This window comes from Streptomyces sp. PCS3-D2 (genome assembly GCF_000612545.2).
GTDB lineage: Bacteria > Actinomycetota > Actinomycetes > Streptomycetales > Streptomycetaceae > Streptomyces.
In genome coordinates this window covers 103,019-118,234 of sequence record NZ_CP097800.1, presented here as the reverse complement: position 1 = coordinate 118,234, position 15,216 = coordinate 103,019, and the positions used below count along the sequence as shown (strand labels likewise).

General features: G+C 76.1%; 1 protein-coding gene. It reads left to right on the top strand.

All coding sequences use genetic code 11. The features are described 5' to 3' along the window. The first annotated feature begins 5 nt into the window (after positions 1 to 5). The gene (locus tag AW27_RS00320; protein ID WP_304949820.1) at positions 6 to 15,191 is read left to right on the top strand and encodes a type I polyketide synthase; all 15,186 of its coding nucleotides are present in this window, start codon (positions 6 to 8) and stop codon (positions 15,189 to 15,191) included. Positions 15,192 to 15,216 lie beyond the last annotated feature (25 nt).

Here is a 15,216-nt window from a genome sequence, read left to right as displayed (position 1 = left end):
ACCCGATGTCCGACGACAAGAAGCTGCTCGACTACCTCAGGCGCGCCACCGCGGACCTCGGTGACGCCCGGAGGCAGCTGCGCGAGGCCGAGCAGGCCCGCCACGAACCGATCGCCATCGTCTCGATGGCCTGCCGCTACCCCGGCGGCGCCCACACGCCCGAACTGCTGTGGGACCTGGTGAGACGCGGCGCCGACGCGGTGTCCGGCTGGCCGGTCAACCGCGGCTGGGACCTGGACGGCCTCTACGACCCGGACCCCGAGCGGCCCGGCACCTCCTACACCCGGCACGGCGGATTCCTGCACGACGCCGCCGAGTTCGACGCCGAATTCTTCGGGATCTCGCCGCGCGAGGCGCTGGCCACGGACCCCCAGCAGCGGCTGGTGCTGGAGACCGCCTGGGAGGCCGTCGAACGGGCCGCCATCGACCCCCGCGCGCTGCGGCGCACCGGCACCGGCGTCTTCCTCGGGGCGATCGGCAACGGCTACGGCGCCGGCTCCCGCCACCTCCCCGACGTCCAGGGCCTGCTGGACACCGGCACCGCGAGCAGCGTGGTCTCCGGCCGGATCGCCTACACCCTGGGCCTCGAAGGGCCCGCGGTGACCGTCGACACGGCCTGCTCGTCCTCGCTGGTCGCCCTGCACCTGGCGATCCGGGCGCTGCGGGCGGGCGACTGCACGCTGGCCCTGGCCGGCGGGGTGTCGGTGATGGCGACCCCCGACGCGTTCGTGGCGTTCAGCCGGCAGCGCGCGCTGTCGGCCGACGGCCGCTGCAAGGCGTTCGGCGCCGGTGCGGACGGCACCGGCTGGTCCGAGGGCGTCGGCGTCCTGCTGCTGGAACGCCTCTCGGACGCCCGGCGCAACGGGCACGCGGTGCTGGCCGTGGTCCGTGGTTCGGCCACCAACCAGGACGGCGCCAGCAACGGCCTGACCGCGCCCAGCGGCCCGTCGCAGCAGCGGGTCATCCGGGCGGCGCTCGCGGACGCGGGCCTGACGGCGTCCGAGGTGGACGTGGTGGAGGCGCACGGCACCGGCACCACCCTCGGCGACCCCATCGAGGCGCAGGCCCTGCTGGCGACGTACGGCCAGGGGCGGCCGGCCCGGCAGCCCCTGTGGCTGGGCTCGCTGAAGTCGAACATCGGCCACACCTCGGCGGCGGCGGGGGTGGGCGGCGTCATCAAGATGGTCCTGGCCATGGCGCACGGCGAACTGCCCCGGACCCTGCACGCTGACCGGCCGACACCGATGGTGGACTGGTCGTCGGGCGCCGTGGAACTGCTCTCCGAGGCCCGCGTCTGGGACGACCGGGGCCGTCCGCGCCGCGCCGGGGTGTCCGCCTTCGGCGTCAGCGGCACCAACGCGCACCTGATCCTGGAACAGGCCCCGGCGGAGGAGGCCGAACCGGCGGCCGAAGCCGGAACCGCGGCGGGTACGGACGCGCACCCGCTCCCCTGGGTGCTGTCCGGGCGCACCGAGGAGGCGCTCCGGGAGCAGGCGTCCCGGCTGCTGACGCACCTGGGCACCCGCCCCGGACCCCTGCGGGCCGGCGGGACCGGCCGCGCCCTCGCCCTCACGCGTACGGCCTTCGAGCGGCGGGCCGTGATCGTGGGCACCGGCCCGGAGCAACTGCTCGACGGGGTCAGGGCGCTGGCCGAGGGCCGGTCGGTGCCGGGGCTGGTGCGGGGCGACGGCGTCTCGTCGGGCCGCACGGTGTTGGTGTTTCCGGGTCAGGGTTCGCAGTGGGTGGGGATGGCTGCGGAGTTGTTGGCTGGGTCGGTGGTGTTTGCGGGGCGGATGGCGGAGTGTGAGCGGGCTTTGTCGCCGTTTGTGGATTGGTCGTTGGTGGAGGCGTTGGGGTCGGGGGAGTTGCTGGGGCGGGTTGATGTGGTGCAGCCGGTGTTGTGGGCTGTGATGGTGTCGTTGGCGGAGGTGTGGCGGTCCTATGGCGTGACGGCGGATGCGGTGGTGGGTCATTCGCAGGGTGAGATCGCGGCTGCGTGTGTGGCGGGTGGTTTGAGCCTGGAGGATGGGGCTCGGGTGGTGGCGTTGCGTTCGCGTGCGGTGGGGGTGTTGGCGGGTCGGGGTGGGATGGCGTCGGTGCCGCTGCCGGTGGACGCGGTGCGGGAGCGGCTTGCCGGGTGGGATGGTCGTCTGTCGGTGGCCGCGGTCAACGGGCCTTCCTCGACGGTGGTGTCGGGTGATGCGGACGCGGTCGCGGAACTGGTGGCGGAGTTCGTGGAGGAGGGGGTGCGGGCGCGCCTGATCGAGGTCGATTACGCCTCGCATTCTTCGCATGTGGAGGAGATTCGTGAGCAGTTGCTCGCGAATCTGGCCGGGGTGGCGCCGGGCTCGGGTTCGGTGCCGTTCTTTTCGACGGTGATGGGTGGTTGGCTGGATACGAAGGCGCTGGATGCGGAGTACTGGTACCGGAACCTCCGGCAGACCGTCGAGTTCGGCAACGCCACGGACACGCTGCTCGGGGAGGGCTTCCGGTTCTTCGTGGAGCCCAGCCCGCACCCCGTGCTCACCTTCGGCGTGCAGCAGAGCGCCGACGCGGCCGGTGCCGCCGACTCCGCACAGGGCCCCGCCGTGGTCGTGGGCACGCTCCGGCGCGGCGAGGGAGGCCTCGACCGCTTCCTTACCTCCCTCGGAGAGGCCCACACGGGCGGGCTGTCGCCCGACTGGGAGCGGGTGTTCGCCGGACACCGCACGGACGACGTCCCGCTGCCCACCTACCCGTTCCAGCGCCGCCCGTACTGGCTGGAGGACACCGGCCCGGCGGCCGGCGGCACCTCCGGCACGGCCTCCGGGGACGACGACTTCTGGGAGGCCCTGGGCGGGGGTGACCTGGACCGGTTCACCACCACCCTCGGGGTGACCCCCGAGGACCCGCTGAACGTGGTGCTGCCCGCGCTCGCCGACTGGCGCACCGCCCGCACCGAGCGCTCGGTCGCCGACTCCTGGCGCTACCGGGTGACCTGGCGCGCCCTGCCGGAGGACCCCCCGGCCGCCCTGGGCGGCACCTGGCTCGTCCTGTCCTCGGAGGGCCAGTCCGAGGACGCGGCGCGCCGCGCGGAGGCTATCGCCGACGTCCTGGAGCGGGCCGGCGCCGCCGTGGTCCGCTTACGGCTCGCCGAGGCGGAGGCCGACCGGACCGTACTGGCCGACCGGCTCCGCACGGCTCTCGACGCGCTGCCCGGTGAGGTGGCCGGGGTGCTGTCGCTGCTGGGCCTCGACGAACGCCCGCACTCCGCCCACCCCTCCGTCCCCCTGGGCACCGCGCTCAGCCTGGCCCTGGTGCAGTCCCTGGGCGACGCCGGGATCGACGCCCCGCTGTGGTGGGCGACCCGGGGCGCGGTATCGGTCGCGGGCGAGGACACCGGCAGCCCGGTCAGCGCCCCGCAGCACCTCCTCTGGGGTCTGGGCCGGGTCGCCGCACTGGAGTTCCCACAGCGCTGGGGCGGTCTGATCGACCTCCCGGAGACCCTGGACACCGACACCGCCGCACGCCTGTGCCGGGTCCTGGCCGGCGGGATCGGGGACGAGGACCAGGTGGCCGTACGCGCCACCGCCTGCCACGGGCGCCGGCTGGTCCGGTCCGCCCTGGGGGACAGCGCGCCGCGGCGCGACTGGCGGCCCGGGGGCACCGTGCTCATCACCGGCGGCACCGGCGGTATCGGCGCGCAGATCGCCCGCTGGCTGGCCCGGCGCGGCGCCGGACACCTGGTGCTGGTCAGCCGGCGCGGCCCGGACGCGCCCGGCGCGCCCGAGCTCTCCGAGGAACTCGCCGCGCTCGGTGCCCGCGTCACCGTGGCCGCCTGCGACGTCGCCGACCTGGAAGCGCTGCGCGCCCTGAAGGACGGCCTCGAAGGCGACGGCCACCGGATCGGCACCGTCTTCCACGCCGCCGGCGCCGGGTCGCTGGTGCCGCTGCCCGACACCGACCTCGCCGAGTTCGCCGAGACCCTGCACGCCAAGGCCGGCGGGGCACGGAACCTGGACCTGCTGTTCGACAGGGACACACTCGACGCGTTCGTGCTGTTCTCCTCCATCTCCGGGGTGTGGGGCAGCGCCGTCCACGGCGCCTACGCCGCCGCCAACGCCTACCTCGACGGCCTCGCCGAGGACCGCCGGAGCCGCGGCCTCGTCGCGACCTCCGTCGTGTGGGGGATCTGGAACCCCGAGGGCGGCGCCGGGATGGCCGCCGCGCTCGTCGAGGAGACCCTGCGCGGCCACGGCGTGCTCTTCATGCCGCCCGCCACCGCGATCAGCGGGCTCCAGCAGGTCCTGGACCACGACGAGACGGTGGTCGTGGTCGCCGACATCGACTGGGACCGCTTCGCGACCGTCTTCACCTCGGCGCGCCCCAGCCCGCTGATCGCCGAACTCCCCGAGGTCCGCGCCGCGCTGGCCGCCGAACCGGAGCCCGACGGGGCGGCCAGGACCGCGGAGGCCTCCGCCGAGCTGCGCGAGCGGCTGGAGCCGCTGCCGGCGGCCGAGCGGACCCGGGTGCTCGTCGACCTGGTCCGCACGCACGCCGCCGCCGTCCTCGGGCACGACTCGCCGGACGCCGTCGCCCCCGGCCGGGCCTTCCGCGACCTGGGCTTCGACTCGCTGACCGCCGTGGACATGCGCAACCGCCTCAACACCGCCACCGGCCTGCGGCTGCCCGTCACCGTCGTCTTCGACTACTCCTCCGCCACGGCCCTCGCCCGGCACCTGGAGACCGGACTGCTCGGCGCCGCCGCGGCCCCCGCCGCGGTCGGCCCACCCCCCGCGATCGTGGCCGCCGCGGACGACGACCCGATCGCCATCGTCTCCATGAGCTGCCGCTACCCCGGCGGGGTCCGCACCCCCGAGGAGCTGTGGCGGCTGGTCGCCGACGGGCGCGACGCGGTCTCCGGCCTGCCCGACGACCGCGGCTGGGACCTCGACGCCCTCTACGACGCGGACCCCGACCGGCCCGGCAGGAGCTACGCCGCCGCGGGCGGGTTCGTCCGCGACGCGGACCGCTTCGACCCCGCCTTCTTCGGCATCTCGCCGCGCGAGGCACGCGCCATGGATCCGCAGCAGCGGCTGCTGCTCGCCACCTCCTGGGAGGCGATCGAACGCGCCGGCATCGACCCGACCTCCCTGCGCGGCACCCCCACCGGCATCTTCGCCGGCGCCTCCTACCAGGGCTACGGCGGCAACCTGCGGGACGTCCCCGAGGAACTGGAGGGCCTGTTCATCGCGGGCATCTCCACCAGCGTGCTGTCCGGCCGGGTCTCCTACCAACTGGGCCTCCAGGGGCCTGCCGTGACCGTGGACACCGCCTGCTCCTCGTCGCTGGTGGCGGTCCACCTGGCCGCGCAGTCGCTGCGTTCGGGTGAATGCCGGCTGGCCCTGGCGGGCGGCGCCACCGTGATGGGCACCCCGCTCTCCTTCACCGGCTTCAGCCGGCAGCGCGGCCTCGCCGAGGACGGGCGCTGCAAGTCCTTCGCGGCCTCCGCGGACGGCTTCGGCATGGCCGAGGGCGTCGGCCTGCTGGTCCTGGAACGCCTCTCGGACGCCCGCCGCAACGGCCACCCGGTCCTCGCGGTGCTGCGCGGCTCGGCGATCAACCAGGACGGCGCGAGCAACGGGCTCACCGCGCCCAGCGGCCTGGCCCAGCAGCGGGTGATCCGCGACGCGCTCGCCAACGCCCGCCTGTCGGCCGCCGACGTGGACGCCGTCGAAGCCCACGGCACCGGCACCCGGCTCGGTGACCCGATCGAGGCCGACGCGCTGCTGGCCACGTACGGTCAGGACCGGCCCGAGGGGCGGCCGGTGTGGCTGGGGTCGCTGAAGTCGAACATCGGGCACACCCAGGCCGCCGCCGGGGTCGGTGGCATCATCAAGATGGTGCTGGCCATGGGGCACGGGCAGCTGCCGCAGACCCTGCACGTCGACCGGCCGACCCCGAACGTCGACTGGACGGCCGGCGCCGTCGCCCTACTCACCGAGGCCACCCCCTGGCCGGAGACGGGACGCCCGCGCCGGGCCGGGGTGTCCTCGTTCGGCCTCAGCGGCACCAACGCCCACGTGATCATCGAGCAGCCGCCCGCCGAGTCGGTACCGGCCGGGGCCGCGTCGGGCGGGCCCGCATCGGTCGAATCCGCAGCCGTAGCAGCCCAGTCGGTGCCCGCCGACGCAGGCGCACCCGACCCGCAGGCCGTGCCCGTCGCCGTGCCGTGGGTGCTGTCCGGGGCCGGCGCCGAGGCCCTGCGGGCCCAGGCGGCCCGGCTGCACGCGCACCTGACGGAGCACCCGGAGATACCGTCCGCCGACGTCGGTTACTCGCTGGCGACCACCAGGACCGCCTTCGACCACCGCGCCGCCGTCGTCGGCGAGGACCGGGCCGCCCTGCTGGACGGTCTGGCCGCGCTGGCCGCCGGCGAGCGCGCTCCCGGCCTGGCCCAAGGCACCGTCGCCGGAGCGTCCCGGACGGTCTTCGTCTTCCCCGGCCAGGGCTCCCAGTGGGCCGGCATGGCCCGCGAACTCCTTGTGCAGGCACCGGTGTTCGCCGACCGGATCGAAGCCTGCGAACGCGCCCTCGCCCCGCACCTGGACTGGTCGCCGCTCGCGGTCCTGCGGGACGAACCCGGCGCGCCCCCGCTGGACCGGGTGGACGTGGTCCAGCCGGTGCTGTTCGCCGTGATGGTCTCGCTGGCCGAGCTGTGGCGGGCGCACGGCGTCACCCCCGACGCCGTCGTAGGCCACTCCCAGGGCGAGATCGCCGCCGCCTGTGTGGCCGGCGCGCTCTCGCTGGAGGACGCGGCCCGCATCGTCGCCCTGCGCAGCCGGGCCCTGCTGGCCCTGACCGGCCGCGGCGGCATGCTGTTCGTACCCCTGTCGGCCGACGCCGTACGGGACGCCCTCGCCGCCTACGACGGCGCCCTCGACGTCGCCGCCGTCAACGGGCCGACCTCGGTCACCGTCTCCGGCGACCCCGCCGCCCTGGAGCGGCTGAGCGCGCAGTACTCCGAGGCGGGCGTGCTGACCTGGCCGGTCCCCGGCGTGGAATTCGCCGGGCACTCCGCGCAGGTGGAGGAGATCCGGGAGGAACTGCTCACCCTCCTCGCCGGCACCGCGCCCCGCACCTCCGACGTCCCCTTCTACTCCACGGTCACCGGCGGCCCGCTCGACACCCGCGGCCTGGACGCCGCGTACTGGTACGACAACCTGCGCCGGCCCGTCGAGTTCGGGCGGGCCGTCGACGCGCTGATCGCCGACGGCCACCACACCTTCGTCGAATGCAGCACCCATCCCGCCCTGACCGTCTGGATCCAGCAGGCCGTCGAGGCCGCCGGGGCCTCCGGCGGAGCCGTCGTCGGCACGCTGCGCCGCACCGAGGGCGGCCAAGCCCGCTTCCTCACCTCGCTCGCCGAACTCCAGGTGCGCGGAGTGCCGGTGGACTGGGAGGCGGTGTTCGCCGGGACCGGCGCCCGCACCCGGCCGCTGCCCACGTACGCCTTCCAGGAGCAGCGCTACTGGCTCGACCCCGTCACCTCCGCCCCGTCCGTCGCCGTCGCCGCGGCCGGCACCGGCCCGGCCGACTCCGGGTTCTGGGAGGCGGTCGACCACGGAGACCTCGACGTCCTCGCCACCACCCTGCGCGTCGAGAACGGCGAACTGCGCGCCGCCCTCGCCTCCCTGGTGCCCGCCCTCGCCGACTGGGCGCGCGGCCGGCACAGCGACCGGACCGCCGACCGCTGGCGCTACCGGGTCGCCTGGAAGCCCCTGCAGACCGCCGGACCGGCCCGCCTCACCGGGAACTGGCTCGTCGTCACCCCGGCCGGTCACACCGCCCACCCGGCCGTCGCCTTCGCCATGGACGCCCTGCGCGGACACGGCGCCGTACCGGTCCTCGTCGAAGCGGGCCCCGACGCGACCGACCGGTCCCGGTTCGCCGTACAGCTGCGCGAAGCGCACGAACGGGCCGGCGGGCCGCCCGCCGGGGTGCTGTCCCTGCTCGCCCTGGCCGAAGAACCGCACGGCGACGGCTCGGCCCTGCCCCTCGGGCTCACCCTGACCGTCGGCCTCCTCCAGGCGCTGGGCGACCTTGGCGCCGACGCCCCGCTCTGGTGCGCCACCCGCGGCGCCGTGTCGGTCGGCCGCTCCGACCCGATCGACAGCACCCTCCAGGCCCTGGTCTGGGGCCTCGGCGGGGTCGCCGGGGTCGAATACCCGCAGCGCTGGGCGGGACTGGTGGACCTGCCGCAACGCCTCGACGACCGAGCCGCCACCCGGCTGGCCGAAGCGCTCACCGGCCCGGACGGCGAAGACCAGCTCGCGGTACGCGCCTCCGGCGTCTTCGGCCGCAGGCTCGTCCACGCCCCGCTCGGCGACACGCCCCCGGCCCGCGACTGGACCCCCGAGGGCACCGTCCTCATCACCGGCGGCACCGGCGGCCTCGGTGCCCAGATCGCCCGCCGCCTCGCCCGCACCGGCACCGCGCACCTGCTGCTCACCAGCCGCCGCGGAGAACACGCCCCCGGCGCGGCCGACCTGCTCACCGAACTGCGCGCCCTCGGCGCCGAGGCCACCGCGGCGGCCTGCGACGTCGCCGACCGCGCCGCCCTCGCAGACCTGCTCGCCGGCATACCGGCCGAGCGCCCGCTGCGCGCCGTGCTGCACACCGCGGGCGTCCTCGACGACGGCGTGATCGACTCGATCACCCCCGAGCGCGCGGCCGGCGTCCTGCACCCCAAGCTGGACGGCGCCCGCAACCTCGACGCCCTCACCCGCGACCTCGACCTCACCGCCTTCGTGCTGTTCTCCTCACTGGCCGGCACCCTCGGCGGCACCGGCCAGGGCAGCTACGCCGCCGCCAACGCCTACCTCGACGCCCTGGCCCGGCACCGCCGCGACCTCGGCCTCCCCGGCACCTCGGTCGCCTGGGGCCTGTGGGGCGGCGACAGCCTCGCCTCCGGAGCCGTCAGCGAACGGCTGATCCGCGACGGCCTGCCCGCCATGGACCCCGCCACCGCCACCCTCGCCCTGCAACGGGCGCTCGACCACGATGACACCGCCGTCCTCGTCGCCGACTTCGCCTGGGACCGCTTCACCCGGGCGTTCACCGCCCTGCGGCCCAGTGCCGCCCTCGCCGACCTGCCCGAGGTGCGGGCCGTACGCGACGCCGCGCAGGGGTCCCGTACGGGCGACGGCGCCGAGCCGACGGCCCGGCGGCTGGCCGCCCTGCCCCCGGCCGAACTCGACCGGGCCCTCCTCGACCTGGTCCGCACCGAAGTCGCCGCCGTGCTCGGCCACCCCGGGCCCGAGGCGGTGGGACCCGACCAGGTCTTCAAGGACATCGGCTTCGACTCGCTGACCGCCGTCGACCTGCGCAACCGGCTCGCCGAAGCCACCGGACTGCGCCTCTCGGTGACCCTCGCCTTCGACTACCCGACCGCCACCGTCCTCGCCGGCCACCTGCGCGGCGAACTGCCGGGCACCGACACCGCGGCGGCGCCCGCCGACGCCGGACGGGCACCCGTACCGGCGGCGGCCGTGGCCGAGGACGAGGCCATCGCGGTGGTCGCCATGAGCTGCCGCTATCCCGGCGGCGTCAGCACCCCCGAAGAGCTGTGGGACCTCGTCGCCACCGGGCGGGACGCCATCTCCGGCTTCCCCACCGGCCGCGGCTGGGACCTGGACGGCCTCTACGACCCCGACCCCGAACGGGTCGGCAGCACCTACGCCCGCGAAGGCGGCTTCCTCCACGACGCCGACCGCTTCGACCCCGCCTTCTTCGGGATCTCCCCGCGCGAGGCGCTGACCATCGACCCCCAGCAGCGGCTGCTCCTCGAACTCTCCTGGGAGGCGTTCGAGCGGGCCGGCATCGACCCGCTGTCCCTCAAGGGCAGTGACAGCGGCGTCTTCGTCGGATGCAGCCACCACGACTACGGCTCGCGCGTCACCGACCCCTCCGAGGAGTTCGAGGGCTACCTCGGCATCGGCAGCGCGGGCAGCGTCGCCTCCGGCCGGATCTCCTACAGCCTCGGCCTCGAAGGGCCCGCGGTCACCGTCGACACGGCCTGCTCCTCGTCGCTGGTCGCCGTCCACCTCGCGGCCCGGTCGCTGCGGGCCGGCGAGTGCTCGCTCGCCCTCGCGGGCGGGGTGACCGTGATGTCGACACCAGGCGCCTTCGTGGAGTTCAGCCGGCAGCGGGTGCTCGCCGAGGACGGCCGCTGCAAGCCGTTCGCCGCCGCCGCCGACGGCACCTCCTGGGCCGAGGGCGCCGGACTGCTCGTCCTGGAACGCCTCTCGGACGCCCGGCGCAACGGCCACCCGGTCCTCGCCCTCGTCCGCGGCTCCGCCGTCAACCAGGACGGCGCCAGCAACGGCCTCACCGCCCCCAACGGCCCCTCCCAGCAGCGCGTCATCCGGGCGGCGCTCGCCGACGCCGGGCTGGCCGCCTCCGAGGTGGACGCGGTGGAGGCGCACGGCACCGGGACCCGGCTGGGCGATCCGATCGAGGCCCAGGCGCTGCTGGCCACCTACGGCCGCGAGCGCGGCGCCGCACAGCCGCTGTGGCTGGGGTCGCTCAAGTCGAACATCGGCCACAGCCAGGCCGCCGCCGGAGTCGCCGGCATCATCAAGATGGTCCAGGCCATGCGGCACGGGGCGCTGCCGCGCACCCTGCACGTCGACAGCCCGACGCCCTTCGTGGACTGGACGGCCGGAGCGGTCCGGCTGCTCACCGACGACACCCCCTGGCCGGAGACCGGCCGGCCCCGCCGGGCCGCGGTGTCCTCCTTCGGAGTCAGCGGCACCAACGCCCACACCATCCTCGAACAGCCCACGGACGCACCGGAACCAGCCCTGCCGGGGGGCCCGGCCCCGGCCGTCGTGACCGGCCCGGCGCAGGAACGGGCCGCCGTCACCGAACCGGCCGCCCCCGACGCGCCCGCCCTGCCCTGGCTGCTGTCCGGGCGGAGCGCGGACGCGCTGCGGGAGCAGGCCGGGCGGCTGCTGCGGCACGTGGCGGGCGCCCCGCACCTCGCCGTCGCCGACCTGGGCCGCGCCCTGGCCCTGCACCGCAGCGCCTTCGAGCACCGGGCCGCCCTCACCGGCACGGACCGGCAGAGCCTGCTGGACGCGCTGGGCGCCCTCGCCGCCGGCGAGCCGTCCGCGGACCTGGTGCGCGGCGTCACCGGCCCGGCCGGCAAGACCGCCTTCCTCTTCCCCGGCCAGGGCAGCCAGCGGACCGGCATGGGCGCGCAGTTGTACGCCCGGTTCCCCGTGTTCGCCGACGCCTTCGACGCGGTCTGCGCCGAACTCGACCCGCTGCTGGACCGCCCCCTGCGGGAGGTGATCGACGCGGCCCCCGGCGCCCCGGGCCACGGACTGCTGGACCGTACCGAGTACACCCAGCCCGCCCTGTTCGCCCTCGGGGTCGCGCTGTTCCGGCTGGTCGAGCACTGGGGCGTACGCCCCGACCTGCTGTTCGGCCACTCGGTGGGCGAACTGGCCGCCGCGCACTGCGCCGGGGTGCTCACGCTGCCCGACGCGGCGGCGCTGGTGGCCGCGCGGGGACGGCTGATGCAGGCCCTCCCGGCGGGTGGCGCGATGTTCGCCGTCGCCGCGGGGGAGGAGGAGGTGCTGCCGCTGCTTGCGGGCCGCGAGAAGGAAGCCGGCGTCGCCGCGGTCAACGGCCCGGCCTCGACGGTGATCTCCGGCGACGAGGCGGCGGTGGCCGAGATCGCGGGCGCGCTCGCCGCGCTCGGCCGCAAGACCCGCCGGCTGCGAGTCTCGCACGCCTTCCACTCGCCCTTGATGGAGCCGATGCTCGACGGGTTCCGCGAGGTCGCCGCCCGCATCGTGCCGGCCCGGGCCACGGTCCCCGTCCTCTCCGACCTGACCGGCGAACCGGTCACCGCCGAGCAGTTCGGCTCCCCCGACTACTGGGTGGAGCACGTGCGCGGCACCGTACGGTTCCAGGACGGCATCCGCCGGCTGCAGCGCGAGGGCGTCACCGCCTACCTCGAACTCGGACCCGACGGCGCGCTCACCGCCATGAGCCAGGACTGCCTCGCCGACACCGCCGACACCGCGAGCGGCATCGGTGCCGGCGACGGCGCGGGCGGGCCCGTGCTGGTGCCACTGCTGCGCAAGGACCGGCCCGAGGGGCCCGCAGCGACGGCCGCCCTGGCCCGGCTGCACGTCGCGGGCGTCCCGGTGGACTGGCAGGCCCTGCACCCCGGCGGCCCGTCCCGCGCCGCCGCAGGCCTGCCGACCTACGCCTTCCAGCGCGACGCCTACTGGCTGGAGGGCGGCCCGGCCACGGCCGGACTGCCCGCCGCCGGACTGATGGCGGTCGACCACCCGCTGCTCGGCGCCGGCACCGAACTCGCCGACTCCGACGGCTTCCTCTTCACCGCCAGGTTCTCCGTCCGCACCCACCCCTGGCTCGCCGACCACGGGGTCTACGAGGGCGTGCTGTTCCCCGCCACCGCCTTCCTGGAACTCGCGGTCCGCGCGGGCGACCAGGTCGGCTGCGACCAGGTCGAGGAGCTGACCCTGGAAGCACCGCTGGTGCTCCCGGCGGGCGGTGCCGTCGCACTCCAGCTCACCGTCGGAAGCCCGGACGCCTCCGGCACCCGACCGCTCAGCGTCCACGCCCGGGCCGCCGACGACGGCCCCGACGCCCCCTGGACCCGGCACGCGAGCGGCCTGCTCACCCCCGCCGGGGAACCCGTACCGGCGACCGCACCGGACGACCCGGCCGACCCCGGGGCCTGGCCGCCGCCCGGTGCCGTCCCGCTCGACACGGAAGGCCTGTACGACCGCTTCGCGGGCGGCGGGTTCGCCTACGGGCCCGCGTTCCAGGGCCTGCGCGCGGCCTGGCGGCTCGGCGACGAGGTGTACGCCGTCGCCACCCTGCCGGACGGGCAGCAGCCGGACGCCGCCGCGTTCGGCCTGCACCCGGCCCTCCTGGACGCCGCCCTGCACGCGCTGGTGTTCGACGTACTGGAGGGTCCCGCGCAGGGCTGGCTGCCGTTCTCCTGGAACGGGGTGCGCCTGCACGCCTCCGGCGCCACCGAACTCCGGCTGCGGCTGACCCCCACCGGCCGCGACGCCGTCGCCGTGCGGGCGACCGACGCCACCGGGCGGCCGGTCCTCTCGGCCCGCTCCCTCGTGCTGCGGCCCGTCTCGCCCGACCGCTTCGAGGCCACCCGCACCGGACACCACGAAGAGCTGTTCCGCCCCGAGTGGCAGCCCCTGCCCGCACGCGCCGGCACGGCGGCGGGCACCGTCCACGGCCCCGAGTCCTGGACCGTGCTCGGCACCGGTACCGGCACACCCCGTCCCGGCGCCGCACCGCTGCCCGGCCGGACGGTCACCGACCTCGCCGCGCTGACCGCCCTGCTCGACGCCGGCACCCCGGCGCCCCGGCTGGTCCTGGCGCCCTGCCCGCCCGCCACCACCCCGTCCGCACCGCCCGGCACCCTGCGCGACGCCGTCCACGACGGCCTCGGCACGCTCCTCGCGCTGCTGCGCGGCTGGCTGGCCGAGGAGCGCCTGACCGGCTCCAAGCTGGTCCTGGTCACCTCCGGCGCGGTCCCGGTGGCCGGCGACGACGTCCCGGACCCGGCCCTGGCCGCACTCTGGGGCATGGTCCGCTCGGCCCAGACCGAGAACCCCGACCGCTTCGTCCTGCTGGACCTCGACGCCGCCCACGCCGCCCCGCCCGCCGTCCTCGCCGAGGCCCTCGCCTCCGGGGAACCCCAGCTCGCGGTCCGGGCCGGGACCGTCCACATCGCCCGGCTGGCCCGCGCACCGCTGGCCGCCACCGGACGCACCCCCGGCTGGGACGGCGACGGAACCGTCCTCATCACCGGCGGCACCGGCGCCATCGGCGCCCACGTCGCCCGCCACCTCGCCGCCGAACACGGCGTCCGGCACCTGCTGCTCACCAGCCGCAGCGGCCCCGCCGCCGAAGGCGCCGCGGAACTCCTCGCCGAACTCGCCGCCCTGGGCGCGCACGCCGAGATCACCGCCTGCGACGCCGCCGACCGCGACGCCCTCGCCGCCCTGCTCGCCACCCTGCCCGCCGCCCACCCCCTGACCGGGGTGGTGCACGCTGCGGGCGTCCTCGCCGACGGCGTCGTCGCCACCATGACGTCCGAACAGCTCGGCGACGTCCTGCGCCCCAAGGTGGACGCGGCGGTCAACCTGCACGAACTCACCGCGGGCATGGAGCTGACGGAGTTCGTCGTGTTCTCGTCCATCGCCGGCGTCTTCGGCGGCATGGGCCAGGGCAACTACGCCGCCGCCAACGCCTTCCTCGACGCCCTCGCCCACCGGCGCCGCGCCGACGGACTGCCCGGCCGCTCCCTCGCCTGGGGCCTGTGGGCCAACAGCACCGGCATGACCGGCGGCCTCACCGAGGCCGACCTACGACGGATCGCCCGCGGCGGCATCGTCGCCTTCGACCCCGCCCAGGCACTCGCCCTCTTCGACACCGCCGGCACCCTCGACGACCCCGTGGTCCTCCCGCTGCGGCTCGACACCGCGGCCGTCCGCACCCAGGCGGCGAGCGGCGGCGTCCCCGCCCTGCTGCGCGGCCTGGTACGCCCCGCCGCCCGGCGCGGCGCCGCGGGCCCCGCCGCCGGCACCGGCACCGACGGACCCGAAGCACTGAAGCAAAGGCTCGGATCCCTCAACGAAACCCAGCGCGGCCGGGTCCTCCTCGACCTGGTCCGCTCCCACGCCGCCCTGGTCCTCGGCCACAGCGGCCCGGCCGCCGTCGAGCCCGGACGCGGCCTGCTGGAGGTCGGCTTCGACTCGCTGACCGCCGTGGAACTGCGCAACCGGCTGCGCGCCGCCACCGGCCACCCACTGCCGGCCACCCTGCTCTTCGACCACCCCACCCCGGCCGCGATCGCCGGACACCTCGCCGCCGAACTGGTCCCCGACGCCGGACCCGCACCGGCCCCCGGCCTCGCCGAACTGGACAGCCTGGAAAGCGCCCTCGACGGCGGCGTCGACGACCCGGCGGACCGCGAACGGCTCGCCGCCCGGCTTCAGGAACTCCTGGGCCGCCTCGACCCGGCCGCCACGGTCGGCCGCGACGGCACGGGCGCCGACTCCATCGAGGACCGCATGGACGGCGCCAGCGACGACGAACTCTTCGACCTCATCGACAACGAACTCGGCCTGTCATGACACCGACCCGACACGCGAACCAGGA